The sequence below is a fragment of the Pseudomonas azotoformans genome (assembly GCF_900103345.1).
Taxonomy (GTDB): Bacteria; Pseudomonadota; Gammaproteobacteria; order Pseudomonadales; family Pseudomonadaceae; genus Aquipseudomonas; species Aquipseudomonas azotoformans.
Map to the genome: position 1 here is coordinate 2,339,362 of NZ_LT629702.1, position 25,263 is coordinate 2,364,624.

Below are 25,263 nucleotides of genomic sequence, written 5' to 3' on the forward strand. Positions count from 1 at the left end.
CTGGGTGGGGGGATTCGATGGGATGAAGGGTCGCGACCGCTGAAGAGCCGGGCTGCCGGCGACCACACGTGGCGACGTGGCCTGCTAGCTCCCACGCCACACGTCTCAACGCAAGGCGTTGAATAGCATTCCAGCCGCCACCACGACACACAGACTGGCAAAACCGACCTGCAGGGCACGCGCGGGGATCACCGAACACAGGCGCCGACCGGCGAGCATGCCGACGATGCTCGCGCCGATAAACACCCAGCCCACCGGCTCGATGCGCACACCGGCATGCAACGCGCCGGCCACGCCGATCAACGACAGCAGGCTGATCACCATCAGGGAGGTGGCAACGATGCCGCGCATCTGCACGTCGGTGAGCTGCTTGAACGCTGGCACGATCAGGAAACCGCCGCCCACACCCAGCAGGCCGGACACCGCGCCGGTCACCGCGCCGAGGGCGGCCAGGGTCGCGCTGCATTTGGCGGTCCAGGCCAGGCGCCCGGTCTGCTGGTCGAGCATGCAGTTCTTCTGGCCCCAGGAGGCGGTGCCATGGTCACTCGGCCCTGCCTCGCGTTTTTCGCGCTGCAACATGCGCCAGGCCACCAGCACCATCAATGCACTGAACAGGCCCATCAACAGGGCTTCCGGCAATTGGTGGGCGAGATACACCCCCACCGGCGAAAACAGCGCACCGAGCAAGGCGATCAGCAACGCGGCGCGATAACGCACCAGGCCATGGCGCAAACCATCGACCGCCCCCACCGCCGCCGCCGCGCCGACGGCGAGCAACGACACCGGCGCGGCCTGGGTCATGCTCAAGCCCAGGCCCAGCACCAGCGCCGGCACCCCGAGGATGCCGCCACCGGCGCCGGTCAGCCCCATGACCAGGCCCATCAACAAGCCCAACACACTGGCGAGCAGCATTCAGTCCACCTTGCTCAGGCGGGTCAGCCATTCGCGGCCCTTGAGCATGCCGTTCCAGTAGAACCACGGCAGCAAGGTCGCCTTGAGGAACCACATCGAACGGCGCGCCCGGGTCGGGTCCAGGGGAAAGGTCGGCAGCAGCTTGCCGCCATAGCCAAACTCGGCCAGCACCACCTTGCCCTTCTCCACCGTCAGCGGGCAGGAGCCGTAGCCGTCGTATTTGAGCGGCAACGGCGCCTGTTTGCGCAGGGCCAGCAGGTTTTCGGCAACCACTACGATTTGCTTGCGCACCGCTGCGGCGGTCTTGGCGTTGGTGGTGCCACACACGTCGCCCAGGCCGAAGATAGGCGGATAGCGCAGGTGCTGCAGGCTATGGGGGTTCACCTCAAACCAACCGGCGGCGTCGGCCAGTGGGCTTTGGCGGATGAAATCCGGCGACACTTGGGGTGGGACCACGTGCAGCAGGTCGAAGGCTTTCTCTTCGATGCGGACGTTGCCCTCGGTGTCCTTCACTTCGAACCAGGCCTTGCGGGCTGGGCCGTCGACTTTCACCAGGTTGGTATTGAACGCCAGGCGGGCGTTGTACTTTTCCACATACTTCATCAGCGGCGGCACAAAGGTCGCCACCCCGAACAGCGCGGCGCCGGCCAGGTTGAATTCGACGTCGATGTGTTTCAGCGTGCCCTGTTTGAGCCAGTGATCGCAGGACAGGTACATGGCTTTTTGCGGCGCACCCGCGCATTTGATCGGCATCGCCGGCTGGGTAAAGATTGCCTTGCCGCCCTTGAGCTGCCGCACCAGTTGCCAGGTGTAGGCCGCATGTTCATAGCTGTAGTTGGACGTGACGCCATGCTGGCCGAGGGTGTCTTGCAGCCCTTCGACCTTTTCCCAGGCCAGGCGCAGGCCGGGGCAGACGATCAGGTTGTTCCAGGTGACGCGCTGGCCGCTGTCGAGCACCAGGGTCTGCTCATCGGGCAGCAGTTCGGTGACGGCGGCCTGTACCCAGGTGACGCCATTGGGCAAGACGTCAGCCAGTGGGCGGCGGGTCTTTTTCACGTCGTAGGCACCGCCGCCCACCAGGGTCCAGGCGGGCTGGTAGCAATGGTGGTCGCTCGGTTCGATCAGGGTGATATGCAGGTGGGGGTCGCGCTTGAGCAGGCTGGCCAGCAGGCCAATGCCCGCCGAGCCGCCGCCGATGACTACGATATCGCCACTGATGGTAGGGCCCCAGTGTTGGTCGGTCATGGTCTATCGCCTTTGTAATACATGCACACAAGGGTCGCTGCCGGATGGCGTCACGCCCAGCTTTTTATGACCGCGCCGCAATACAGCCCGGACAGGGTCTTCATCACTTGAATCACTTCATGGCTGGCCAGCCCGTAGAAAATGTATTTGCCTTCCCGACGGGTGGCCACCAACCCTTCGTCGCGCAGGATGCCCAACTGTTGTGACAGCGTGGGTTGGCGCACACCGGTGAGGGCTTCCAGCTCGCCGACATTGCGCTCGCCCTGGGTCAACTGGCACAGGATCAACAAACGGTCCTCATTGGCCAGGGCCTTGAGCAAGGAACAGGCCTTGGACGCCGATGCGCGCAACTGGGCGACTTCGCCTTCACTCAGAGTAGATTCCATTTGCCTCGGGTCCTTTATGTCACTTAAGCTCAAAACATTATGTGAAAACGTAAACTGATTGTAACCACTTTTTTCTTCATCGGGGACGTCCGCTATGCCAGCGTTGATTCAAGCCTTTCTGGACGAGGCATCGTCGACCTACACCTACGTCGTCTATGAAACCGACGGCGGCCCGTGCGCCATTGTCGACTCAGTACTCAACTACGACCCGGCCTCGGGGCGTACCGATACCGCCCAGGCCGATAACGTCATCGCCTTCGTGCGCGAGCACGCTTTGCAGGTGCAGTGGCTGCTGGAAACCCACGCCCACGCCGACCACCTGTCGGCCGCGCCCTACCTGCGCCGCACCTTGGGCGGCAAGATCGCGATTGGCCAGTCCATCAGCAAAGTCCAGGGCGTGTTCAAGCACCTGTTCAACCTGGAGCCGGAGTTCCGTGTGGATGGCTCGCAGTTCGACCACCTGTTTGCGCCGGATGAGGTGTTTCATATCGGTAACCTCAAGGCCCAGGCACTGCATGTGCCGGGGCATACGCCGGCGGACATGGCCTACCTGATCGACGGTCGATTGATCCTGGTGGGCGACACGCTGTTCATGCCGGATGTCGGCACCGCGCGCTGTGATTTCCCCGGCGGGGATGCGCGGCAGTTGTATGCATCGATGCGCAAATTGCTGGCCTTTCCAGTGGAAACCGAGTTGTACGTGTGCCATGACTACCCGCCTGAAGGCCGTGAGGCCAAATGCCAGACCACCGTGGCCGAGCAGCGCGCAGGCAATATCCATGTGCATGACGGGGTGGATGAAGCGGCGTTTGTCGAGATGCGCACCCAACGCGACGCCGGGCTGGGCATGCCGACGCTGTTGCTGCCGGCGATCCAGGTGAATGTGCGGGCGGGCAACCTGCCCCCCGCCGAAGCTAACGGTGTGGTGTACCTGAAGATTCCGCTCAACCAGCTCTGAATCGAGCTGACTGGGGAATCGCAAGCGTGAACGCGCAGAAAAGAACACCTCGGCCTTGGGGGGCAGCAGCGACGTAGGCATGGCGCAGCATGGCGAGGGACATGCCCTCCACCAGGCTGGCCACATGACGAACCTCCACCGCTGGCCCCACGTGCAGGTCACTGAACCAACTGATCACAGCACGCTTGGCGGTCAACTCACCGCAAACTTCGCCACGATCTGCTTCAAGTCCACCGCGAGCCTGGACAGTTCCTGGCTGGCCACCGATGTCTGACCGGCGGCCGACGAACTCTGGATGGACAGGTCGCGGATGCTGATCAGGTTCTGGTCAACGGAACGCGCCACCTGCGCCTGTTCTTCCGACGCGGTTGCAATCATCAGGTTACGCTCATTGATATCGGTAATGGCTTGGGTGATCTGGGTGATCGCCACGCCGGCTTCATGGGCAACCTTCAACGAGTCCACCGCTTCATTGCGATTGAGGACCATGGAGGCCACTGCTTCGCTCGAACAGCTCTGGATTTTCGCAATCATCTGTTCGATTTCCTGGGTCGATGTTTGCGTCCTGTGGGCCAGCGCCCGCACTTCATCGGCGACCACCGCAAAGCCCCGCCCTTGTTCTCCCGCCCTCGCTGCTTCAATCGCTGCGTTCAAGGCAAGCAGATTGGTCTGCTCGGCGATGGAGCGAATCACCTCGACCACCCGGGCGATGTCTTGGGCCTGTTTAGCCAGCCCTTCAACTTCCACCCCGGTTTGCTGCACCGTGGTGCTCAACTTGTCAATCGAAGCAATGGTTTGCGTCACACGCTCCATCCCCACACTTGCCGAACGCTGCGAGTCCTGCGTCGACTGGGACGCAGACACCGCATTCCTCGCCACCTCCTCGACCGCCGCCGTCATCTGGTTGACCGCCGTGGCAGCCTGATCCGTCTCCAGGCTTTGGCGCTCAATGCCGGCAGTGGACTCACGGGTGATCGCACTCATCTCCTCGGCTGCCGACGCCAACTGCCCGGACGCCTCCGAGATATGCTGCAACGTGCTTTTCAGGTTCATCTGCATGGTAGCGGTCGACTTTTGCAGCTCGGTCAGTTCGTCATTGCCGCTGATGGTAATGGCCACACGCAAATCGCCGTCGGCAATCTTGCCGGTCGACACCAGCAGCTCCCGCACCGGATTGATAATGCTGCGGGTCAGCAAGCGGGCCACCACCACGGCGATCAACACCGAACTGACCATCAACACCCATGTGAACAACCGCGCCGCATCATGCTCACTGGCGGCGGCTTGCACCGCGTTCTTCGAGCCCTGTTCATTGATCGCAATCAAATCACTGATGGAGGCCTGCACTTGGCGAGCAATGGGGCCGTTGACGTCGCGCAAATACACCGCCATTTGTTCCGCGGAAAAGCTGGAGGCTTGCGCGAGGAATTCATCCATCTTCTGGCTGTAGTTTTTTATCTCGCTCAGTGCCTGGTCGTACTTGGTACGCTCCTCGGGGCTCGATACCAGCGTTCCATAATGCTCGGCAACTTGCAGTACTTCGGCGCGAACCGCCTTGAGTTTTTCCAGGGAGGCAGGGTCCTTGTCCGCGTATTCCATGGCGTAACGCCGCAGGTCCAGGCGAAGTTTGTAAAACGTCGAATCTATCTGGCCGGCCAGACGAATGCTGGGCAGCCAGTTGTTTTGTATTTCGACCGTCGATGAATACACCTTATCGACTTTTATCAGCGTCATTGCGCCTTGTATTAACAGCAGGAAACACACCACACCGAAGCACAATGTGGTACGAAAGTTCAACTTCAAGGCTCTCATGGACATCTCGGCTCACCCTTCCCCTTGGCCGTGCTGTACACGGCCTTACGGGTACAACTTTGTTTAACCGAGTGTGAAAAAAACGTGACTACTTACGCATTTTTTTATGAATAGTGGCAAATAAACATGACGCAGATCATTGCTTAGCTAACCATCATAATTAACGGCTGTTACGACTCTCCGATATTCATACCATTAGTCCATCCCGTGGTAACGGCAGCGCTGTTTTATATCGCACTTGTTTAAGTGCAAAACTGGACCGGATATTGGCGACACCCGGCACCTTGGTCAAAAAGTCCATCATGAAACGCTCCAGCGACTGGATAGTCGGCACCAATACCCGGATGAGGTAGTCCGGGTCTCCGGCCATCAGGTAGCACTCCATCACTTCCGGGCGGTCCGCAATCGCCCCTTCGAACTGCTGCAACGCCAGCTCATTCTGCTTTTCCAGGCTCACGTGGATGAACACATTGACGTGCAGCCCCAGCAGGTCGGCGTCCAGCAGCGTGACCTGGTCACGAATCAGGCCCAGTTCTTCCATCGCCTTGACCCGGTTGAAACAAGGCGTGGGCGACAGGTTGACCGAGCGGGCCAGGTCGGCGTTGGTGATCCGTGCATTCTCCTGCAGGGCGTTGAGAATGCCGATATCGGTACGGTCCAGTTTGCGCATGAGACAAAATCACCTGTTTATTATGTTTATGCAGTTTTTTTATCCGCAAATGATCCTGAGCGCAACGAAACAGAGATAAATATTCTTCTACGCCACGCCTATGATTGTTGTAGGACAAGATTTCCCCTACCCGGGGACTGACTGTCAGCTAGCGCGCCCACTACAAGAAATTCACAAGATAGAGCGTAGAAAGCCATGACCCAGCAGTATGAACCACTGCGCCTGCACGTCCCTGAACCCTCGGGCCGCCCAGGCTGCAAGACCGACTTCACCTACCTGCGCCTGACCGACGCAGGCACCGTGCGCAAACCCGCCATCGACGTAGAACCCGCCGACATCGCCGACCTGGCCAAGGGCCTGATCCGCGTGCTCGACGACCAGGGCCAGGCCCTCGGCCCATGGGCTGAAGGTGTGCCGGTGGAGATCCTGCGCAAAGGCATGCGCGCCATGCTCAAGACGCGGATCTTCGACAACCGCATGGTGGTCGCCCAGCGTCAGAAAAAAATGTCGTTCTACATGCAGAGCCTTGGCGAAGAAGCCATCGGCAGCGCCCAGGCCCTGGCCTTGAACATCGACGACATGTGCTTCCCCACCTACCGCCAGCAAAGCATCCTGATGGCTCGCGAAGTGCCACTGGTGGACCTGATCTGCCAGTTACTGTCCAACGAGCGCGACCCGCTCAAGGGCCGCCAGTTGCCGATCATGTACTCGGTCAAGGACGCTGGTTTCTTCACCATTTCCGGCAACCTCGCCACCCAATTCGTACAAGGCGTGGGTTGGGGCATGGCCTCGGCGATCAAGGGCGATACCAAGATCGCCTCCGCCTGGATCGGCGACGGCGCCACCGCCGAATCCGACTTCCACACCGCCCTCACCTTCGCCCATGTGTACCGTGCGCCGGTGATCCTCAACGTGGTCAACAACCAGTGGGCCATCTCCACCTTCCAGGCCATCGCCGGAGGTGAAGCAACGACCTTCGCCGGACGCGGCGTCGGTTGCGGCATCGCCTCCCTGCGTGTGGACGGCAACGACTTCATCGCGGTGTACGCCGCTTCCGCCTGGGCTGCCGAGCGTGCGCGCCGCAACCTCGGGCCAACGCTGATCGAGTGGGTCACCTACCGCGCCGGTCCGCACTCCACCTCGGATGATCCTTCCAAATACCGCCCCGCCGACGACTGGAGCCACTTCCCCCTGGGCGATCCGATCGCCCGCCTCAAGCAGCACCTGATCAGGATTGGCCAGTGGTCCGAAGAGGAACACGCGGCGGCCAGTGCCGAACTTGAAGCCGAAGTGATTGCCGCGCAAAAACAGGCCGAACAGTACGGCACCCTGGCCGGCGGCCAGATTCCAAGCGCCGCGACCATGTTCGAGGACGTCTATAAAGAGATGCCGGAGCACTTGAAGCGCCAGCGTCAAGAGTTGGGGGTCTGACATGAACGATCACAACAACAGCATTGAAGTGGAAACCGCCATGACCACCACCACCATGACCATGATCCAGGCCCTGCGCTCGGCCATGGATGTGATGCTCGAACGTGACGACAACGTGGTGGTGTTCGGCCAGGACGTCGGCTATTTCGGTGGCGTGTTCCGTTGCACCGAAGGCTTGCAGACCAAGTACGGCAGCTCGCGGGTGTTTGACGCACCGATTTCGGAAAGCGGCATTATCGGCGTGGCCGTGGGCATGGGTGCCTATGGCTTGCGCCCGGTCGCGGAGATCCAGTTCGCTGACTACGTCTACCCCGCCACCGACCAGATCATCTCCGAGGCGGCACGCCTGCGTTATCGCTCGGCCGGCCAGTTCACCGCACCGCTGACCATGCGCATGCCGTGCGGCGGCGGCATCTACGGTGGCCAGACCCACAGCCAGAGCATCGAAGCGGTGTTCACCCAGGTCTGCGGCCTGCGCACGGTGATGCCGTCCAACCCTTACGACGCCAAAGGTTTGCTGATCGCCTCCATCGAAAACGATGACCCGGTGATCTTCCTCGAGCCCAAGCGCCTGTACAACGGCCCGTTCGACGGCCACCACGACCGCCCGGTAACGCCGTGGTCGAAACACCCGCAAGCGCAAGTGCCGGACGGTTACTACACCGTGCCGCTGGACGTGGCCGCCATCGTGCGCCCGGGCTCGGCCGTCACCGTGCTGACCTACGGCACCACCGTGTATGTGTCGCAAGTCGCCGCCGAAGAAACCGGCATCGACGCCGAAGTCATCGACCTGCGCAGCCTGTGGCCGTTGGACCTGGAAACCATCGTCAAATCGGTGAAGAAGACCGGCCGTTGCGTGGTGGTGCACGAAGCCACCCGCACCTGCGGCTTTGGCGCCGAGTTGGTAGCGCTGGTGCAAGAGCATTGCTTCCACCACCTGGAAGCGCCGATCGAACGCGTCACCGGTTGGGACACCCCCTACCCGCACGCGCAGGAGTGGGCGTATTTCCCAGGGCCGTCCCGCGTGGGCGCGGCGTTGCAACGGGTCATGGAGGTCTGAATGGGCACGCACGTTATCAAGATGCCGGACATTGGCGAAGGCATCGCGGAAGTTGAACTGTCGGTGTGGCATGTGAAGGTCGGCGACATGGTGGTCGAAGACCAGGTATTGGCGGATGTGATGACCGACAAGGCGATGGTGGACATTCCCTCGCCGGTGCACGGCAAGGTGATTTCGCTTGGCGGCGAGCCGGGTGAAGTCATGGCCGTGGGCAGTATTCTGATCAGCATTGAAGTGGAAGGAGCGGGCAACGCCAAGGATGCGCCGCTCGTCAAAGAGGCGCCGAAGGCCGCCCCGGTGGTGGAAGCCAAGCCGGCGCCGACGGTTGTCGAGAGCAAACCCGCGCCTGTTGTCGCGGCGCAGGCGCCTGTAGCACGTGCCGCCGACGAACGCCCATTGGCCTCCCCTGCCGTGCGCAAGCACGCCCTGGACGCCGAGATTCAATTGCGCCTGGTACAGGGCACCGGCCCGGCGGGTCGAATTCTGCACGAAGACCTCGACGCGTACCTGCAACAAGGCACGGCGAAGGCCTCATCCACCGCCAACCCCTACGCGGAACGCAACACCGAAGAACAGATCCCGGTGATCGGCATGCGCCGCAAGATCGCCCAGCGCATGCAGGACGCCACGCGCCGTGCCGCGCATTTCAGCTACGTGGAAGAAATCGACGTCACCGCCCTCGACGAGCTGCGCGTGCACCTCAACGAAAAGCACGGCGCCACACGCGGCAAGCTGACCCTGCTGCCGTTCATCGTACGCGCCATGGTCGTGGCGTTGCGCGACTTCCCGCAGATCAATGCGCGTTATGACGACGAAGCCCAGGTCATCACCCGCCTCGGCGCGGTGCATGTGGGCGTCGCCACCCAGAGCGATGTCGGCCTGATGGTGCCGGTGGTGCGTCACGCCGAGGCCCGCAGCCTGTGGGGCAATGCCGAGGAAATCGCACGCCTGGCCACGGCGGCGCGTAATGGCAAGGCCAGCCGCGATGAGCTGTCGGGTTCGACGATAACCTTGACCAGCCTGGGCGCGCTGGGCGGCATTGTCAGCACGCCGGTGCTGAACCTGCCGGAAGTGGCCATCGTCGGGGTCAACCGCATTGTCGAGCGGCCGATGGTGCTCAAGGGCCAGATCGTGGTGCGCAAGATGATGAACCTCTCCAGCTCCTTTGATCACCGCGTGGTCGATGGCATGGACGCGGCGCAATTCATCCAGGCCATTCGCGGCCTGCTCGAACAACCCGCCAGCCTGTTCCTGGAGTAAGGCATGACGCAGACATTGAATACTACCCTGCTGATTATCGGCGGCGGCCCTGGCGGTTATGTGGCGGCGATCCGTGCCGGCCAACTGGGTATCCCGACCATCCTGGTGGAAGGCCAGGCGCTGGGCGGTACTTGCCTGAATATCGGCTGCATCCCATCCAAGGCCCTGATCCATGTGGCCGAGCAGTTCCAGCAAACCGTGCACCACAGCCAGGGTTCACAACTGGGCATCGAAGTGGATGTGCCGACCCTGGACATCCGCAAGAGCGTGGAATGGAAAGACGGCATTGTCGATCGCCTGACCACTGGCGTCGCGGCGCTGCTGAAAAAGCACAAGGTGCAAGTGATCCACGGCTGGGCCAAGGTGGTGGACGGCAAGACCGTCGACGTCGGCGACCAGCGCATCCAGTGCGAACACCTGCTGCTGGCCACCGGCTCGAAAAGCGTCAACCTGCCGATGCTGCCGATTGGCGGGCCGATCATCTCCTCGACCGAAGCACTTGCACCGAAAAGCGTGCCCAAGCGCCTGATCGTGGTGGGCGGCGGTTACATCGGTTTGGAACTGGGCATCGCTTACCGCAAGCTCGGCGCCGACGTGAGTGTGGTCGAAGCACAGGATCGTATCCTGCCGGCCTATGATGCCGAGCTGACCCAACCGGTGAACGAATCCCTCAAGCAACTGGGCGTGAAGCTGTACCTCAAGCACAGTGTCACCGGTTTTGCCGATGGCAGCCTGCAAGTGAGCGACCCGAACGGCGACACCTTGTCGTTGGCCACTGATCAGGTGCTGGTTGCCGTCGGTCGCAAACCCAACACCCAGGGCTGGAACCTCGAAGCGCTGAACCTGGACATGAACGGCGCGGCGATCAAGATCGACAACCGCTGCCAGACCAGTATGCGCAACGTGTGGGCCATCGGAGACCTGAGCGGCGAGCCGATGCTGGCGCACCGGGCCATGGCCCAGGGCGAGATGGTCGCCGAACTGATCAGCGGCAAGCATCGCGAATTCAACCCGGCGGCCATCCCGGCGGTGTGCTTTACCGACCCGGAACTGGTGGTGGTCGGCAAGACGCCCGACGAAACCAAGGCCGCTGGCCTGGACTGCATCGTGTCGAGCTTCCCGTTCGCGGCCAATGGCCGGGCGATGACCCTGGAATCGAAAACCGGCTTCGTGCGGGTGGTGGCACGCCGTGACAACCACCTGATCGTCGGCTGGCAAGCCGTGGGGGTTGGCGTCTCGGAACTCTCCACCGCCTTTGGCCTGAGCCTGGAAATGGGTTCGCGCCTGGAAGACGTGGCGGGCACCATCCACGCCCACCCGACCCTCGGCGAAGCCGTACAGGAAGCCGCACTGCGGGCGTTGGGGCATGCCCTCCACCTGTAAAATCACGGTGAGCCAATCGGGGGCAAGCCCCCTCCCACAGGGGAATGCATTCAAATTGTGGGAGGGGGCTTGCCCCCGATAGCGGTGGATCGGTCAAACCAGAGGCTGAAGGCGTCCACCCAGTGGCTCCCACACAAGCCAAGAATGCAGTATTGTTGCGCCCATCCAGAAAAAAACCGACTTGACCAACGATAGAGGGTGTCATGGGTAACGAAAGCATCAATTGGGACAAGCTGGGTTTTGACTACATCAAGACCGACAAGCGGTTTCTCCAGGTCTGGAAAAACGGCGAATGGCAAGAAGGCACCCTGACCGACGACAACGTGCTGCACATCAGCGAGGGCTCCACCGCCCTGCACTATGGCCAGCAGTGTTTCGAAGGCCTCAAGGCCTACCGCTGCAAGGACGGTTCGATCAACCTGTTCCGCCCGGACCAGAACGCCGCCCGCATGCAGCGCAGCTGCGCACGCCTGCTGATGCCGCACGTGTCGACCGAAGACTTCATCGATGCCTGCAAACAAGTGGTCGCGGCCAACGAGCGCTTCATTCCGCCGTACGGCAGTGGCGGCGCGCTGTACCTGCGCCCGTTCGTGATCGGCACCGGTGACAACATCGGCGTGCGCACTGCGCCGGAGTTCATCTTCTCGGTGTTCTGCATCCCGGTCGGCGCCTACTTCAAGGGCGGCCTGGTGCCGCATAACTTCCAGATTTCCACCTTCGACCGCGCCGCCCCACAGGGCACCGGTGCCGCCAAGGTCGGTGGCAACTACGCCGCCAGCCTGATGCCGGGTTCGGAAGCGAAGAAATCCGGTTTCGCCGACGCGATCTACCTGGACCCGATGACCCACTCGAAAATCGAGGAAGTCGGTTCGGCCAACTTCTTCGGGATCACCCACGACAATAAGTTCATCACACCGAAGTCGCCTTCGGTGCTGCCAGGCATCACCCGCCTGTCGCTGATCGAACTGGCCAAGACCCGCCTGGGCCTGGACGTGATCGAGGGCGAAGTGTTCATCGATAAGCTGGACCAGTTCAAGGAAGCCGGCGCCTGCGGTACGGCGGCGGTGATCTCGCCGATCGGCGGTATCCAGTACAACGGCAAGCTGCACGTATTCCACAGCGAAACCGAAGTCGGCCCGATCACCCAGAAGCTCTACAAAGAGCTGACGGGCGTCCAGACCGGTGACGTTGAAGCGCCGGAAGGCTGGATCGTCAAGGTATAACTGCCACTGCCCAAAACTAATGTGGGAGGGGGCTTGCTCCCGATAGCGGCGTATCAGTCATGAATGTGCTGACTGACACACTGCCATCGGGAGCAAGCCCCCTCCCACATTTGGTCTCCAGTGTTTCAAGTTTTGGGGATGTTTTCGGCAATCTTCTTGCCCATGCTGATCCTCGGCTCCACCCCATACCCCAACGCCTCGTAAAACCCCACCACCGCCTCATTACCACTGGTGATCTGCAGGTTGATCTTCATGCAGCCCAGCGCCGTCAATGCCTGTTCCGCATGCCGCACCAGCGACGAACCCAGGCCATGGCGCCGGTAGTCCGCATGCACCGCCACTGAATACAGCCAGCCACGGTGCCCGTCATACCCGGCCAGAATCGTCCCGATCACGGTTTTTTTGTCCGTCGCGACGAAGAACAAACCATCGTTGACCGCCAGCTTCTTATCAATCGCCAGAATCGGCAGGTTGTGTGCCGTTTCGTAGCCAAACGCCTCTTGCCACAACGCCACCACCTGCGCCCGGTGCTGGCGGTCACGATACGGCCCGATGGGGTGCCGGGACAGCAGGGCCTTTTCCATCACCAGCGTCCGCTCGTTGCCGTGATAAACGTGGCGCACGGTGTGAAAACCCAGCTTGGTATAGAACGGCTCGGCCGTCAGTGAGGACGGCACGTTCAACACCGTCACCCCGGCTTCACGGGCGCGCCGTTCGATCTCGCTCATCAACAACCGGCCAATCCCCTGCCCTTGCAGCACAGGATTGACGAACACCGAGCGCACCACATTGGCATCCAGCGCTGCGGTGGCGACGATCACCTGATCCTGAACCGCTACCAGCACCACGCGGCGCTTGAGCAGTTCCAGCACCGCCTCCGGCGTGAAGTTAGCGGCGACCCGCGCAATCACCTCCGCCGGATAATCCCGCGCATTGCTGCTGCGCAGGGCCGCGAGGATGACCTGGCTGATGCCTTCGGCATCGGCCGGCTGGGCGAGACGAACGACGGTAGACATGATTCCTCCTGGCTAACGCAAGCACGTGGCAACGAGCAAACTTTTCTGTAGGAGCGAGCTTGCTCGCGAAAAACGTCAACGATAACGCGGGAAGTCAGATTACACACGGCGCTCTTGAGCTTTTTCGCGAGCAAGCTCACTCCTACAGCCATCACAGCCGATTCGGCTGCCCCACCCCACTTTTCAGCTTTCCCGGCTGAACCACCCCCTGGTTTCAGCCGGGATTCATCCCGCACAACCCACAAAATAGCCCCACAGCTCACCCCATGGATGTCGTGCCCCCATGCAAACCACCAACACCGTCTTGATGATTCGCCCGGCGCGCTTTGCCTTCAACCCGGACACCGCAATCAACAACCGCTTCCAACGCCAGCCCCTCGACCCACTCCACGCACAGCAAAAAGCGCTGGAGGAGTTTGACGGCTATGTCGCCACCCTGCGCAATCACGGCGTGGAGGTGCTGGTGGTGCAGGACACCCCGGCGCCCCACACCCCCGACTCGATCTTCCCCAACAACTGGTGGAGCAGCCACGCCGACGGCAGCCTGGTGCTGTACCCGATGGAAGGCCAGAACCGACGACTGGAACGCGACAAAGGCGTGCTGCAAGTGCTGGAGCAACGTTTTGCGATCAACAGCACCATTGACCTCAGCCACCTCGAACAACAGAACATCTTCCTCGAAGGCACCGGCAGCATGGTGCTCGACCGCCAGCACCGCATCAGCTACGCCTGCCACTCCGGGCGCACCCACCACCACGCCCTGCGCCAGTTCGCCGAACGCCTCGACTACCAACTCTGCGTGTTCCATGCGGTCGACCGCCACCACGCGCCGATCTACCACAGCAACGTGATGATGAGCGTCGGCCGCGACCTCTCGGTGGTGTGCCTGCAAGCCCTGCCGGTTGCCGATGAGCGCCAGGCTCTGGAACGCTCCCTGCGCAACACCGGCAAGGACATCGTCGCCCTCGACTTCGACCAGTTGGAAGCCTTCGCCGGCAACATGCTCGAAGTCCACGACCGCGACGGCCAGCCACTGCTGGTGATGTCGGCCAGCGCCTGGGGCGCCCTGCAACCGGCGCAGCGCCAACATATCGAGCGCCACACCCGGCCGGTGGTGGTGAACATCGACAACATCGAACGCATCGGCGGCGGCAGTGCCCGCTGCATGCTGGCGGAAGTGCACCTGCCCGCCCGTCCCTCATTTCAATAAGGAGTCTTGCCATGACCCGCTATATCGACGTCAACGACCTCTGCTACCTGGTCTCGCAAAAAGGCCTGCCCACCTGCATCACCGAAATGGCCGAGTACATCCGCGCCGACTACCTGCGCTGGCAGGACTTCGAAAAATGCGCACGCCTGGCCAACCACTCGCCGGACGGCGTGATCGAGCTGATGCCGGTGTCCGATGCGTCGCTGTATGCGTTCAAGTACGTCAACGGCCACCCGAAAAACACCCTGGCCGGCATGCTCACCGTAATGGCCTTCGGCGCGCTGGGCGATGTCGACACCGGCCTGCCGGTGCTGCTGGCGGAAATGACCCTGACCACCGCGATCCGCACCGCCGCCACCTCGGCGCTGGTCGCCCGCTATCTGGCCCGCGAGAACAGCCGCAGCATGGCGCTGATCGGCAACGGTTCGCAGAGCGAATTCCAGGCCCTGGCCTTCCACGCCATGCTTGGCATCAACGAAATCCGCCTGTTCGATATCGACGCCAAGGCCACTGCCAAACTGGCCGCCAACCTCAAGGCTTTCCCGGCGATCAAGGTGATCCTGGCCGGCAGCGTGGCCGAAGCGGTCAAAGGCGCCGACATCATCACCACCGTCACTGCCGACAAGGCCTACGCCACCATCCTTACCGACGACATGATCGAACCCGGCATGCACCTCAACGCCGTGGGCGGCGACTGCCCGGGCAAGACCGAGCTGGACCGACGTATCGTCGAGCGCGCCCGGGTGATCGTCGAGTACGAACCACAAAGCCGCATCGAAGGCGAAATCCAGCACATGCCGGAAGATTCGCCGGTCACAGAGCTGTGGCAAGTGATCAACGGTCAGCAGCCTGGCCGCGAACATGCGCGCCAGGTCACGCTGTTCGACTCGGTGGGCTTTGCCATCGAAGACTATTCGGCGCTGCGCTATGTACTGGACGTCGCAAAAGCGCTGGAAGTGGGCAGCACACTTGAACTGGTGCCGAACCTGGCCGACCCGAAAGACCTGTTCGCACGCCTGGCCCAACAGCCCCGCGTACAGCAGAAAAAGCGCGCCTGAGACCGCTCTGGCCTGCCGCTTTGCGTCGAGGGCGGGCCAGTTTTTCAGGGATGAAAAGCCGATTCAGCGGGTATCACAGCCGATTCCGCTGCATTGCCGGTTTTAACAGCGCAATTCGCGCTTTATGCACGGGGTAAACGACACAAAAAACGCACCATCATGAAGCATTCTCTGCTCCCAGTTATTCACTGCCCTGACATCAATTACAAAATATAGGGACCTGCACATGACTCCATTGCGATCACTCTTCGCCGCGCTGCTGTTGCCACTCTGCGCCACCTCCGCCCACGCCCAGGACTGGAAAGAAATCCGCTTCGGCGTGTTCCCCGAATACCCGCCCTTCGAATCCGTGGCCGCCGACGGCAGCCTGCAAGGCTTCGATATCGAGTTGGGCAACGCGATCTGCGCCAAGCTCGAAGTGAAATGCATTTGGGTCCACAATGAATTCGACGGCATGATCCCGGCCCTGCGCGCGCGCAAGTTCGACGCGATCATGTCGTCCATGGCCGTCACCCCGGCCCGTGAAAAAATCATCGACTTCAGCGACCGGCTGTTCCTCAGCCCGACTTCGGTGATCACCCGCAAGAGCGCCGACTTCGGCGACACCCCGGAATCCCTCAAGGGCAAGCAAGTCGGCGTACTGCAAGGTTCGTTGCAGGAGGCCTATGCCCGTGCGCACCTGGCCAGGCTCGGCGCGCAGATCAAGGCGTACCAGTCCCAGGACCAGAACTACGCCGACCTGCAGAACGGTCGCCTCGACGCAACCCTGACCGACAAGCTCGAAGCCCAGCTCAACTTCCTGTCCAAGCCCGAAGGCGCCGACTTCAAGACCGGCCCGGCGTTCAAGGACCCAACCCTGCCCCTGGACATCGCCATGGGCCTGCGCAAGAACGACCAGGAACTGCGCGCGCTGATCAACAAGGGCATCGCTGCCGTGCAGGCTGATGGCACTTACGCGCAGATCCAGAAGAAATACTTTGGTGATCAGGACATCTACCACGAGTGATGCTCTGACCTCGCTGTGGAAACTTGCTTGTGTGGGAGGGGGCTTGCCCCCGATAGCGGTGGGTCAGTCAACTGATTTGGCACTGATACACCTCTATCGGGGGCAAGCCCCCTCCCACAAAAGGCAGCGTCCACAGTCAATCTCTGTGCTCCATCGAGATCATTTCCATGAATGAATTCCTCAACTTGCAAGGCTACGGCCCGATGCTCGCCCAGGGCGCGTGGATGACGCTCAAGCTGTCGTTCCTCGCCCTGGCCTTGAGCCTCGCCCTCGGCCTGATCGCCGCCGGTGCCAAGCTCTCCAGCGCCAAATGGCTGCGGGTGCCGGCCACGCTCTACACCACGCTGATCCGCAGCGTGCCGGACCTGGTGCTGATCCTGCTGATTTTCTACAGCCTGCAACTGTGGCTCAACGACCTGAGCGAAGTGTTCGGCTGGGACTACTTTGAAATCGACCCGTTTACCGCAGGCGTCGTCACCCTGGGCTTCATCTACGGCGCGTATTTCACCGAGAACTTCCGGGGCGCGATCCTCAGCGTGCCGGTCGGCCAACTGGAAGCGGCGACCGCCTACGGCCTGAGTCGCTGGCAGCGCTTTCACCTGGTGCTGTTCCCGCAGCTGATGCGCTTTGCCCTGCCGGGCCTGGGCAATAACTGGCTGGTGCTGCTCAAGTCCACGGCCCTGGTGTCGATCATCGGCCTGTCGGACCTGGTCAAGGCCGCGCAGAACGCCGGCAAGACCACCAACGAGCCGCTGTACTTCCTGATCCTCGCGGGCCTGGTGTACCTGGTGATCACCACCCTCTCCAACCGCATCTTCAAGCGCCTCGAACGGCGCTACAACCTCGGCATCAAGGGGATGGCGCGATGATCGAACTGTTCCAGCAATACGGCCTGGCCTACCTGTTCAGCGATGGCGCAGGGTTGTCCGGCGTGGCCATGACCCTGTGGCTGTTCATCATTTCGGTAGTACTCGGGTTCTTTCTATCGATTCCGCTGGCACTGGCGCGGGTGTCCGAACACTTCTGGCTGCGCTGGCCGGTGGAGGTCTACACCTACCTGTTCCGGGGCACGCCGCTGTATATCCAGTTGCTGATTTGCTACACCGGGCTGTACAGCCTGGAAGTGGTACAGGACAACGCCTTGCTCAACCAGTTTTTCCGCAACGCGCTGAACTGCACCCTGCTGGCCTTCGTGCTCAACACCTGCGCCTACACCGTGGAAATCTTCGCCGGGGCGATCCGCAATATTCCCCACGGCGAAATCGAAGCGGCCCGCGCCTATGGCCTGCATGGCTGGCGGTTGAACCTGTTTGTGGTAGTGCCGGCAGCTCTGCGTCGCGCATTGCCGGCCTACAGCAATGAAATGATCCTGATGCTGCACGCCACCTCCCTGGCGTTTACCGCTACCGTCGCCGACATCCTCAAGGTGGCCCGCGACGCCAATGCCGAGACGTTCCTGACGTTCCAGGCCTTCGGCATCGCCGCCCTGCTCTACATGCTGCTGTCCTTTGCACTGGTGGGCCTGTTCCGACTGGCCGAACGTCGCTGGATGCGTTTTCTTGTTCCTACCCGAGGCTAACCCATGAACCAGTCCGCGCAGGCCCTGGCCGCTTATCCCGTTGACGAACCCGTAGCCAAACCCGCCACCGCCGCCATCAAGCTGCAAGTCGAAGGCATCCACAAACGCTACGGCGAACACGAAGTGCTCAAGGGTGTATCGCTGAACGCGCGCAATGGCGATGTGATCAGCCTGATCGGCGCCAGCGGCTCCGGCAAAAGCACGATGCTGCGCTGCATCAACTTCCTCGAACAGCCGGACGCTGGGGTGATCACCCTGGACGGCATCAGCATCGAAATGCAGCAAGGCCGCGCCGGCACCCGCGCGCCGCACCAGGCCCAGTTGCAGAACCTGCGCACACGCCTGGCCATGGTGTTCCAGCACTTCAACCTGTGGAGCCACATGACCGTGCTGGAAAACATCACCATGGCCCCGCGCCGGGTGCTGAACGTGAGCGCCGCCGAGGCGGAAAAACGCGCACGCCTGTACCTGGACAAGGTCGGCCTGCCGGGCCGCGTGGCGGATCAGTACCCGGCATTCCTGTCCGGCGGCCAGCAGCAGCGCGTGGCCATCGCCCGGGCCTTGGCGATGGAACCGGAGATCATCCTGTTCGATGAACCGACTTCCGCACTCGACCCAGAACTTGTAGGAGAAGTCCTCAAAGTCATACAGACGTTGGCCGAGGAAGGTCGTACCATGCTGATGGTCACCCACGAAATGGGCTTTGCCCGCCAGGTGTCCAGCCAAGTACTGTTCTTGCACCAGGGCAAGGTTGAGGAACAAGGCGATGCCAGGATCCTCGACCACCCCAGCAGTGAGCGCCTGCAGCAATTTCTTTCCAACCGTTTGAAGTGAAACCCATGGATACCAAGGCCAACGGACCCCATTCCTCCCCTGCGCTGGACCGCATCGATGAGGCCATCATCGAAGTGCTGCGCCATCAGGGGCGCATCACCTACGAAAAGCTCTCGTCGCTGGTGCACCTCACGCCCCGGCCCTGCCTGGAACGGGTGCGCAAGCTGGAGCGGCGCGGGGTGATCCGGGGATATGGGGCGATCATCGATGTGCAGATGGTCTCGCCAGGCTTGTCATTGCTGGTGCTGGTGGCCTTGTCCAACCAAAGCGGGCGCTCGGCGCAAAAGGCCTTCGAAGCCTGTGTTAAAGCCTGCCCGCAGGTGTTCGAATGCCAGCTGATCAGCGGGCCGTTCGACTACAGCCTGCGCATGCGCTGCCGGGACATGGAGCATTACCGGGTGTTGACGGAGACCTGGCTGAACAATGACGAATTGCACATCGATAAGTTGGTGGCGCATCCGGAGTTGGCGGTGGTCAAGAACACCGCCACCGAGTTGGCCTGAACTTATCTCTCCAAAACACTGCCGATCGAATGTGGGAGGGGGCTTGCCCCCGATAGCAGTGTGTCAGTCTATGCATCTGTGACTGACACTCCCTCATCGGGGGCAAGCCCCCTCCCACATATTCAACCCTGCCCGCTTAAGATTTTCTTGCCAGGCTTGGTGCCGATCAGCGTGGCTTGCCCATCCTTCTGCTTCCCCGTCCGCGCCTCGCTGATCAACCCCGGTATCAACTTGCCCTCCGGCAGGTTCTTCCAGAACCGGCTGGGCAAGTGCCCTTCCATCACCTTGGGGTTCAACCGCGCGGGGTTGAAGATGTGGCTGTAGTAGGTCAGCCACATCGCACTGTGGGGGTCCTCGACATTCTGCGCCAACTGCCGCCACGCCTCAGGGCACTCACGCTGGTGGATCAACTGCTCGCCGTCGTAGTAAACCCCATCCAGCGGCGTCGCGATCATCCAGCGATGGCGGCCCATGCGCCCGATAAAGTGCTGGCTGGCTGATTTCAGGATGTCATGGGCCGGCTCGTGCCAGGCCACGTATTCCGGCAGTTCCGGCCTGGCGCCTGCCGGCAGCGCGATAAACCGCACAAACGCATGCAGATGGTGCGCCTCGCGGCTGACCTGCTTGATCCGCCGCTGCAACTCGCTGCCCAGCTTGTCCCCGGCCAGCATCGCGGTGCGGTCGCCATGGCTGACGCGCCATAACACTTCGTACAACAAGCTCCAACGCTGGTCGCCGTGATAGCAGGCAGCCGACTCCAGCAGTTCCAACAACGCTTTGGGGATCCGCGCCTGGAACGGCCCCAGGCCCTCAGGGATCGGCTCATCGGTGGCAAACAGGTCCGCCACCTCCGCCTCGCCCCAGCTCACCTGGCTGGGGTCGACCTGATGGCTGAGCAGCCAGCGTGCCTGGTCGCGCCAGGTGGCGAACAGGTTGTCGCATTCCAGGCTGATCACCCCCACAACCCCATCTGCTGAGGTTGCGGGCGATCGCGCAGTTGCTCGCGCAGCAGCACGCTGGTGCTGTCGGCCTGTTGCGGGTGGTAGTCGCTGGTGATGAAAAACGGCTTGGCCTTGGCCAGTACGCAGCGCATGCGCGCCAGGTCTTCGAAGCGGATCTTGCGTTCGCGGCGCAGGTCGACCAGGCGCTGGGTGGTGCGCAGCCCAATGCCTGGGATGCGTGCGATCAAGGTCGGTTCGGCGCGGTTCAGGTCCAGCGGGAACACGTCGCGATTGTCCAGGGCCCAGGCCAGTTTGGGGTCGATGTCCAGGGCCAGGTGGCCAGGGCCTTTGAACAGTTCATTGGCATTGAACCCATAGCTGCGCAACAGGAAATCAGCCTGGTACAAGCGGTGCTCGCGCATCAACGGCGGCGCGGCCAGCGGCACGCTTTTCGGGCTGTTGGGAATGGGGCTGAACGCCGAGTAATACACGCGACGCAGCTTGAAGTTGCCGTACAACGCCTCGGCACCGTGGAGGATGGTGCTGTCATCGGTGTCGTCGGCGCCGACGATCAGTTGCGTGCTCTGCCCGGCCGGCGCAAAACGCGGTGCACGCGGTTCGTTGCGCACGGTCTGCTCGCCGGTGTAGATGGTCTGCATGGCCTGCTTGATCGAGACGATCTTTTTTTCCGGCGCCAGGGTCTGCAGGCTGGCCTCGGTGGGCAGTTCGATGTTCACGCTCAACCGGTCGGCATAGCGCCCGGCCTCGGCGATCAGCGCCGGGTCCGCGTCGGGAATGGTCTTGAGATGGATATAGCCGCGAAAGTCATGCTCTTCACGCAGCAGCTTGGCCACACGCACCAACTGCTCCATGGTGTAGTCGGACGAACGGATGATGCCGGAGCTGAGAAACAGCCCGCTGACGCAATTGCGCCGGTAGAAATCCAGGGTCAGGGTGACCACCTCCTCCGGGCTGAAACGCGCACGGGGCACGTCGCTGGAGCGGCGGTTGACGCAGTACTGGCAGTCGTAGAGACAGAAGTTGGTGAGCAACACCTTGAGCAGCGACACGCAACGCCCGTCGGGCGTGTAGCTGTGACAGATGCCCATGCCATCGGTGGAACCCAACCCTGCCTTGCCCTCGGAGCTGCGCTTGGGCGCGCCACTGCTGGCGCACGACGCATCGTACTTGGCGGCGTCGGCGAGAATGCTGAGTTTTTCGATCAACTGCATGGAGGGCTACCGATACTGGTTTTTTGTACAGTACCAATAGCCACTCCTTGCCACAAGTGCCGTCTGTAGGAGCGAGCTTGCTCGCGAAGGTCGTCAACGATAACGCAGCCCTTCAGAATGAACGCGTCGTCTGGACGTTTTTCGCGAGCAAGCTCGCTCCTACAGAGGGGGCGGGTATCAGCTCGCAGTTGCCAGGAGCAGGTCCTGCACCGAACGCCCCTTGCCGCGCCCACGGTCCAGGGCATACAACGACGCCGCAATTTCATCCGCGCGAATCGGCAGCACCGACAGCAAGGTGTCGCTCAAGCCGTGGCTGGCCTGGCTGAAACCCTGGATGTAGATGCCGGCGTTGCAGCGCTCGTCGGTGACGATGCGGTAGTCGCGCGCCACTTCGAAGTCGCCCAGGTAATCTTCCAGGGGCGCCAGCAAGGCGCGGTGCGTCTGGCGTTCGTAGCCGGTGGCCAGGATCACCGCGTCGTAATGGTTGACGCTGGTTTCGCCGTTGGCGTTGTTGCGCAGCGTCAGTTCGATGCCCAGTGGGCCGGGGGTGGCCTTCTCGACCACGGTCATGGTGCGGAACGCCTGGCGGGCGATTCCGGAGACTTTCTGGCGATAGAAGATGCCGTAGATGCGTTCGATCAGGTCCAGGTCCACCACCGAATAGTTGGTGTTCTGGTACTCGGCCACCAGTCGCTCACGTTCAGCGCCTTCCTGCTGGAACACCAGGTCGGTAAAGGCCGGCGAGAACACTTCGTTGACGAACGGGCTGTCATCGGCCGGCTTGAGCGCCGAGCCGCGCAGGATCATGTCGACCTGCACCGACGGGAAGCTATCGTTCAGGTCGATAAAGGCTTCGGCCGCACTCTGGCCGCCGCCGATGATAGCGATGCGCATGGCCTTGCCGTCGACACACGGCTGGGTGGCCATGCGCTCCAGGTATTGGGAATGGTGGAACACCCGGCTGTCGCCTTTGAGCGCCTTGAACGCCTCTGGAATGCGTGGCGTACCGCCGGCGCTGACCACCACCGAACGGGTGGTGCGCACATGCTGCTCGCCCAGGGCATCGCGGGAGATCACGCGCAGCGCTTCAACCTGTTGCTGGTGCAGGATCGGCTCGATGGCCAGCACCTCCTCGCCGTAGCGCGCCTGCGCCTGGAACTGCCCGGCGACCCAGCGCAGGTAGTCGTTGTACTCCATGCGGCACGGGTAGAAGGTGCCCAGGTTGATAAAGTCCACCAGGCGGTCGTGGGCTTTCAGGTAGTTGACGAAGGAGTACGGGCTGGTGGGGTTGCGCAGGGTCACCAGGTCCTTGAGGAACGAGATCTGCAGCTCGCTCTGGGTGACCAGGGTATTGCCGTGCCAGCGGTAGTCGGCCTGTTTGTCCAGGAACAGCACGTCCAGTTTGCCCTGGGCCTTTTCGCGCTCCTGCAGGGCGATGACCAGCGCCAGGTTCGAAGGGCCGAAACCGATACCGATCAGGTCGTGAACCGCGGGCGAAGCAATTGCCTGTGTCATTCCAGTGTCCTCTGGATAAGCCCCTTGGCGGTGGGGCGGGAATACCTTTCAAAGCCTGAACAACAGGCCGTGTGTTGATAGGAAACGAGGACAGTGAAATAAAATTTAACCGATCATTGATCAGTGTGCTTCCCACTCGCGCATTCGCACCCGGCAGTGCTTCATGGCGTTGACGATGTGTTTTTCCACCAGGGCGCGGGAAATGCACAGGCGTTCGGCAATCTGCAAGTGAGTCAGGCCGTCGAGCTTGCGCAGCAGGAAGCTGTCGCGACAGACCGGCGGCAGCTCGGCCAGGGCGCGCTCGAGCAGTTTCAGGCGCTGGCCGTGGTCGTGGGTGGCGTGAGGTGAACAGCTGGCGAAGCGCTCTTCGGCATCGAGTACGTCCAGCGGTTCGACCTGGCGCAAGGCGTTGCGCCGGTGGCCATCGATCACCAGGTTGAGCGCGGTGCGGTACAAAAAGGCCCGGGGTTGCTCGATGGGGGTGTCGCTGGAACGTTCCAGCACCCGGACATACGCGTCATGCACCACATCCTCGGCCACCTGACGGTTGCCCAGCTTGGCGTTGAGGAAACACACCAGCTCGCGATAGTAGTTTTCCAACATGACTCCCGGCCGCGGGGTAGCGGCATTAGGTCCCCGGGTGCAATAAAGACAGCATTTAGGTGATGGCAGTTTGAGTGTGTGCAATTTATAGTAATTCTCATCTACTTTTAAAGCACACTTGCATCAACGGACGATTTTTTTCTTCAAGGGAGCTGTAACTGCTTATGTAACCGCCTAAATCCCCGCGCAATTCTCTCGTTTACTTGTCAGCTCCCCGCAACTGCGGTCCGAACTTTCCTGGCTGGAAACCCACGCATGAAACGCCCTCGACCTGCCCGACGCGCCTTGCTCGTTATCGCGTGCCTGATCCCCATCATCGCCGTCGCGGCCTGGCAGGTGCTGCCGCCGGGGCGTGATACCCTCACCACCGTCACCGTCACCCGCGGCAATATCGAAAACAGCGTGACCGCCCTGGGCACCCTGCAACCGCGCCGTTATGTGGACGTGGGCGCCCAGGCATCCGGGCAGATCCGCAAGATCCACGTCGAGGCCGGCGACCAGGTGCAGGAAGGCCAGTTGCTGGTGGAGATCGACCCGTCCACGCAGAAGGCCAAGCTCGACGCCAGCCGCTACGCCATCGAAAACCTCAAGGCCCAGTTGCAGGAGCAAAAGGCCCAGCACGAACTGGCGCGCCAGAAATACCAGCGCCAGCAGCGCCTGGTCGCCGGCAACGCCACCCGCGAGGAAGACGTGCAAACCGCCAAGGCCGAACTGAGCGCCACCCAGGCCCGGGTCGATATGTTCCAGGCGCAGATCCTGCAAGCCCAGGCCAGCCTGCGCAGTGATGAAGCCGAGCTCGGCTACACACGGATTTATGCGCCGATGACCGGCACTGTGGTCGCAGTGGACGCACGGGTCGGCCAGACCCTCAACGCCCAGCAGCAGACACCGCTGATCCTGCGGATCGCCAAGTTGTCGCCGATGACCGTGTGGGCGGAAGTCTCGGAAGCCGATATCGGCCACGTCAAAACGGGCATGACCGCCTACTTCACCACCCTGAGCGGCGGCAACCGGCGTTGGACCAGCACCGTGCGGCAGATCCTGCCGATCCCACCCAAGCCCCTGAATCAGACTCAAGGCAGCGGCAGCCCCAACAGTTCGAATAAAAGCGGCAGCGGCCGCGTGGTGCTGTACACCGTGTTGCTGGATGTAGACAACAGCGACAACGCGCTGATGGCCGAAATGACCACCCAGGTATTTTTCGTCGCCAGCCAGGCCCAGGACACGCTGACCGCACCGGTCGCTGCGCTGCAGGGCACGACGAACGCCAACCAGCAGATCGCCCGGGTGGTGGCCAAGAATGGCCGCATCGAACAGCGCCAGGTGCAGGTCGGCATCAGCGACCGCCTGCGCGTGCAAGTGCTCGACGGCCTGAAAGAAGGTGATCACTTGCTGGTCGGCCCGGCCGACGGCAACGGGGGTTGAG

General features: G+C 61.9%; 24 protein-coding genes. 14 read left to right on the forward strand and 10 right to left on the reverse strand.

Annotated elements, in window-relative coordinates; all coding sequences use genetic code 11:
- Positions 1-105 precede the first annotated feature (105 nt).
- Genes BLR69_RS10165 through BLR69_RS10175 form a run of 3 tightly spaced genes read right to left on the reverse strand, consistent with a single transcriptional unit; the run spans position 106 to position 2,543 of the window.
- Positions 106-912 (reverse strand): sulfite exporter TauE/SafE family protein, encoded by an 807-nt coding sequence (locus tag BLR69_RS10165; protein ID WP_071495863.1) that lies wholly within the window; start codon positions 910-912, stop codon positions 106-108.
- Positions 913-2,157 (reverse strand): NAD(P)/FAD-dependent oxidoreductase, encoded by a 1,245-nt coding sequence (locus BLR69_RS10170; protein ID WP_071495864.1) that lies wholly within the window; start codon positions 2,155-2,157, stop codon positions 913-915.
- A 50-nt stretch (positions 2,158-2,207) separates the two neighbouring features.
- Entirely contained in the window at positions 2,208-2,543 is a 336-nt protein-coding gene (locus tag BLR69_RS10175; protein ID WP_005789341.1) for an ArsR/SmtB family transcription factor, read from the reverse strand.
- A 94-nt stretch (positions 2,544-2,637) separates the two neighbouring features.
- Here BLR69_RS10175 and BLR69_RS10180 point away from each other — a divergent pair, with 94 nt between their 5' ends.
- Positions 2,638-3,501 (forward strand): MBL fold metallo-hydrolase, encoded by an 864-nt coding sequence (locus BLR69_RS10180; RefSeq protein ID WP_071495865.1) that lies wholly within the window; start codon positions 2,638-2,640, stop codon positions 3,499-3,501.
- A gap of 192 nt (positions 3,502-3,693) precedes the next feature.
- Here BLR69_RS10180 and BLR69_RS10185 read toward each other — a convergent pair whose 3' ends face one another.
- Both BLR69_RS10185 and bkdR read right to left on the reverse strand, forming a co-directional pair.
- Positions 3,694-5,319, reverse strand: coding sequence for a methyl-accepting chemotaxis protein (locus BLR69_RS10185; protein WP_071495866.1), 1,626 nt, complete (start codon positions 5,317-5,319; stop codon positions 3,694-3,696).
- A gap of 181 nt (positions 5,320-5,500) precedes the next feature.
- Positions 5,501-5,983: a Bkd operon transcriptional regulator BkdR gene (bkdR, locus tag BLR69_RS10190; protein WP_058426744.1), complete on the reverse strand. Its 483-nt coding sequence runs from the start codon at positions 5,981-5,983 to the stop codon at positions 5,501-5,503.
- Between the two features lie 195 nt (positions 5,984-6,178).
- Between bkdR and BLR69_RS10195 the strand changes: the two genes are divergently transcribed.
- From BLR69_RS10195 to BLR69_RS10215, 5 genes are all read left to right on the forward strand, one after another.
- The gene (locus BLR69_RS10195; RefSeq protein WP_071495867.1) at positions 6,179-7,414 is read left to right on the forward strand and encodes a 3-methyl-2-oxobutanoate dehydrogenase (2-methylpropanoyl-transferring) subunit alpha; all 1,236 of its coding nucleotides are present in this window, start codon (positions 6,179-6,181) and stop codon (positions 7,412-7,414) included.
- 1 nt (position 7,415) lies between these two features.
- Complete coding sequence (locus BLR69_RS10200) at positions 7,416-8,474, forward strand: alpha-ketoacid dehydrogenase subunit beta (RefSeq protein WP_071495868.1); 1,059 nt, start codon at positions 7,416-7,418, stop codon at positions 8,472-8,474.
- Positions 8,475-9,734, forward strand: coding sequence for a dihydrolipoamide acetyltransferase family protein (locus BLR69_RS10205; protein WP_071495869.1), 1,260 nt, complete (start codon positions 8,475-8,477; stop codon positions 9,732-9,734).
- A gap of 3 nt (positions 9,735-9,737) precedes the next feature.
- Positions 9,738-11,117 carry a dihydrolipoyl dehydrogenase gene (lpdA, locus tag BLR69_RS10210; protein WP_071495870.1) on the forward strand — a complete coding sequence of 460 codons (1,380 nt, stop codon included), beginning with the start codon at positions 9,738-9,740 and terminating at the stop codon, positions 11,115-11,117.
- A 203-nt stretch (positions 11,118-11,320) separates the two neighbouring features.
- Positions 11,321-12,340 (forward strand): branched-chain amino acid aminotransferase, encoded by a 1,020-nt coding sequence (locus tag BLR69_RS10215; RefSeq protein WP_071495871.1) that lies wholly within the window; start codon positions 11,321-11,323, stop codon positions 12,338-12,340.
- Positions 12,341-12,465: 125 nt separating this feature from the next.
- On the opposite strand, the gene BLR69_RS10220 is transcribed toward BLR69_RS10215, so the two are convergent.
- The gene (locus BLR69_RS10220; protein WP_076955306.1) at positions 12,466-13,356 is read right to left on the reverse strand and encodes a GNAT family acetyltransferase; all 891 of its coding nucleotides are present in this window, start codon (positions 13,354-13,356) and stop codon (positions 12,466-12,468) included.
- Between the two features lie 283 nt (positions 13,357-13,639).
- Between BLR69_RS10220 and ctlX the strand changes: the two genes are divergently transcribed.
- The 7 genes from ctlX to BLR69_RS10255 all read left to right on the forward strand — a co-directional run bounded on the left by ctlX (position 13,640) and on the right by BLR69_RS10255 (position 19,546).
- Complete coding sequence (gene ctlX, locus BLR69_RS10225; RefSeq protein WP_071495872.1) at positions 13,640-14,566, forward strand: citrulline utilization hydrolase CtlX; 927 nt, start codon at positions 13,640-13,642, stop codon at positions 14,564-14,566.
- Positions 14,567-14,577: 11 nt separating this feature from the next.
- Positions 14,578-15,624: an ornithine cyclodeaminase gene (locus BLR69_RS10230; protein WP_071495873.1), complete on the forward strand. Its 1,047-nt coding sequence runs from the start codon at positions 14,578-14,580 to the stop codon at positions 15,622-15,624.
- Positions 15,625-15,850: 226 nt separating this feature from the next.
- Positions 15,851-16,630 (forward strand): ABC transporter substrate-binding protein, encoded by a 780-nt coding sequence (locus BLR69_RS10235; protein ID WP_071495874.1) that lies wholly within the window; start codon positions 15,851-15,853, stop codon positions 16,628-16,630.
- A 167-nt stretch (positions 16,631-16,797) separates the two neighbouring features.
- On the forward strand, positions 16,798-17,499 hold the full coding sequence (locus BLR69_RS10240) for an ABC transporter permease (protein ID WP_071495875.1): 702 nt from the start codon (positions 16,798-16,800) through the stop codon (positions 17,497-17,499).
- Positions 17,496-18,209: an ABC transporter permease gene (locus BLR69_RS10245; protein WP_016974877.1), complete on the forward strand. Its 714-nt coding sequence runs from the start codon at positions 17,496-17,498 to the stop codon at positions 18,207-18,209. The genes BLR69_RS10240 and BLR69_RS10245 overlap by 4 nt, the downstream gene beginning before the upstream one ends.
- A 3-nt stretch (positions 18,210-18,212) precedes the next feature.
- Positions 18,213-19,043 (forward strand): ABC transporter ATP-binding protein, encoded by an 831-nt coding sequence (locus BLR69_RS10250; RefSeq protein WP_208527879.1) that lies wholly within the window; start codon positions 18,213-18,215, stop codon positions 19,041-19,043.
- 5 nt (positions 19,044-19,048) lie between these two features.
- On the forward strand, positions 19,049-19,546 hold the full coding sequence (locus tag BLR69_RS10255) for an Lrp/AsnC family transcriptional regulator (RefSeq protein ID WP_016974875.1): 498 nt from the start codon (positions 19,049-19,051) through the stop codon (positions 19,544-19,546).
- Between the two features lie 122 nt (positions 19,547-19,668).
- Here BLR69_RS10255 and BLR69_RS10260 read toward each other — a convergent pair whose 3' ends face one another.
- From BLR69_RS10260 to BLR69_RS10275, 4 genes are all read right to left on the reverse strand, one after another.
- The gene (locus BLR69_RS10260) at positions 19,669-20,502 is read right to left on the reverse strand and encodes a TIGR03915 family putative DNA repair protein (RefSeq protein ID WP_071495876.1); all 834 of its coding nucleotides are present in this window, start codon (positions 20,500-20,502) and stop codon (positions 19,669-19,671) included.
- Positions 20,499-21,719: a putative DNA modification/repair radical SAM protein gene (locus tag BLR69_RS10265; RefSeq protein WP_058426732.1), complete on the reverse strand. Its 1,221-nt coding sequence runs from the start codon at positions 21,717-21,719 to the stop codon at positions 20,499-20,501. Before BLR69_RS10265 ends, BLR69_RS10260 begins: the two co-directional genes overlap by 4 nt.
- Before the next feature lie 177 nt (positions 21,720-21,896).
- Positions 21,897-23,234 (reverse strand): lysine N(6)-hydroxylase/L-ornithine N(5)-oxygenase family protein, encoded by a 1,338-nt coding sequence (locus tag BLR69_RS10270; protein WP_071495877.1) that lies wholly within the window; start codon positions 23,232-23,234, stop codon positions 21,897-21,899.
- 120 nt (positions 23,235-23,354) lie between these two features.
- The gene (locus BLR69_RS10275; RefSeq protein ID WP_071495878.1) at positions 23,355-23,837 is read right to left on the reverse strand and encodes a sigma-70 family RNA polymerase sigma factor; all 483 of its coding nucleotides are present in this window, start codon (positions 23,835-23,837) and stop codon (positions 23,355-23,357) included.
- 255 nt (positions 23,838-24,092) lie between these two features.
- On the opposite strand from BLR69_RS10275, the gene BLR69_RS10280 reads away from it, so the two are divergent.
- Positions 24,093-25,262, forward strand: coding sequence for an efflux RND transporter periplasmic adaptor subunit (locus BLR69_RS10280; protein WP_071495879.1), 1,170 nt, complete (start codon positions 24,093-24,095; stop codon positions 25,260-25,262).
- The last annotated feature ends 1 nt before the right edge of the window (position 25,263 follow it).

Bases quoted from the DNA above. Each gene is read 5' to 3' on its own strand.
- BLR69_RS10165 (WP_071495863.1), bottom strand. From the start codon at position 912: ATGCTGCTCGCCAGTGTGTTGGGCTTGTTGATGGGCCTGGTCATGGGG.
- BLR69_RS10230 (WP_071495873.1), top strand. From the start codon at position 14,578: ATGACCCGCTATATCGACGTCAACGACCTCTGCTACCTGGTCTCGCAA.
- BLR69_RS10195 (WP_071495867.1), top strand. From the start codon at position 6,179: ATGACCCAGCAGTATGAACCACTGCGCCTGCACGTCCCTGAACCCTCG.
- BLR69_RS10180 (WP_071495865.1), top strand. From the start codon at position 2,638: ATGCCAGCGTTGATTCAAGCCTTTCTGGACGAGGCATCGTCGACCTAC.
- ctlX (WP_071495872.1), top strand. From the start codon at position 13,640: ATGCAAACCACCAACACCGTCTTGATGATTCGCCCGGCGCGCTTTGCC.
- BLR69_RS10185 (WP_071495866.1), bottom strand. From the start codon at position 5,319: ATGTCCATGAGAGCCTTGAAGTTGAACTTTCGTACCACATTGTGCTTC.
- BLR69_RS10245 (WP_016974877.1), top strand. From the start codon at position 17,496: ATGATCGAACTGTTCCAGCAATACGGCCTGGCCTACCTGTTCAGCGAT.
- BLR69_RS10275 (WP_071495878.1), bottom strand. From the start codon at position 23,837: ATGTTGGAAAACTACTATCGCGAGCTGGTGTGTTTCCTCAACGCCAAG.
- BLR69_RS10235 (WP_071495874.1), top strand. From the start codon at position 15,851: ATGACTCCATTGCGATCACTCTTCGCCGCGCTGCTGTTGCCACTCTGC.
- lpdA (WP_071495870.1), top strand. From the start codon at position 9,738: ATGACGCAGACATTGAATACTACCCTGCTGATTATCGGCGGCGGCCCT.
- BLR69_RS10170 (WP_071495864.1), bottom strand. From the start codon at position 2,157: ATGACCGACCAACACTGGGGCCCTACCATCAGTGGCGATATCGTAGTC.
- BLR69_RS10240 (WP_071495875.1), top strand. From the start codon at position 16,798: ATGAATGAATTCCTCAACTTGCAAGGCTACGGCCCGATGCTCGCCCAG.
- BLR69_RS10255 (WP_016974875.1), top strand. From the start codon at position 19,049: ATGGATACCAAGGCCAACGGACCCCATTCCTCCCCTGCGCTGGACCGC.
- BLR69_RS10270 (WP_071495877.1), bottom strand. From the start codon at position 23,234: ATGACACAGGCAATTGCTTCGCCCGCGGTTCACGACCTGATCGGTATC.
- bkdR (WP_058426744.1), bottom strand. From the start codon at position 5,983: ATGCGCAAACTGGACCGTACCGATATCGGCATTCTCAACGCCCTGCAG.
- BLR69_RS10250 (WP_208527879.1), top strand. From the start codon at position 18,213: ATGAACCAGTCCGCGCAGGCCCTGGCCGCTTATCCCGTTGACGAACCC.
- BLR69_RS10280 (WP_071495879.1), top strand. From the start codon at position 24,093: ATGAAACGCCCTCGACCTGCCCGACGCGCCTTGCTCGTTATCGCGTGC.
- BLR69_RS10220 (WP_076955306.1), bottom strand. From the start codon at position 13,356: ATGTCTACCGTCGTTCGTCTCGCCCAGCCGGCCGATGCCGAAGGCATC.
- BLR69_RS10175 (WP_005789341.1), bottom strand. From the start codon at position 2,543: ATGGAATCTACTCTGAGTGAAGGCGAAGTCGCCCAGTTGCGCGCATCG.
- BLR69_RS10200 (WP_071495868.1), top strand. From the start codon at position 7,416: ATGAACGATCACAACAACAGCATTGAAGTGGAAACCGCCATGACCACC.
- BLR69_RS10215 (WP_071495871.1), top strand. From the start codon at position 11,321: ATGGGTAACGAAAGCATCAATTGGGACAAGCTGGGTTTTGACTACATC.
- BLR69_RS10265 (WP_058426732.1), bottom strand. From the start codon at position 21,719: ATGCAGTTGATCGAAAAACTCAGCATTCTCGCCGACGCCGCCAAGTAC.
- BLR69_RS10205 (WP_071495869.1), top strand. From the start codon at position 8,475: ATGGGCACGCACGTTATCAAGATGCCGGACATTGGCGAAGGCATCGCG.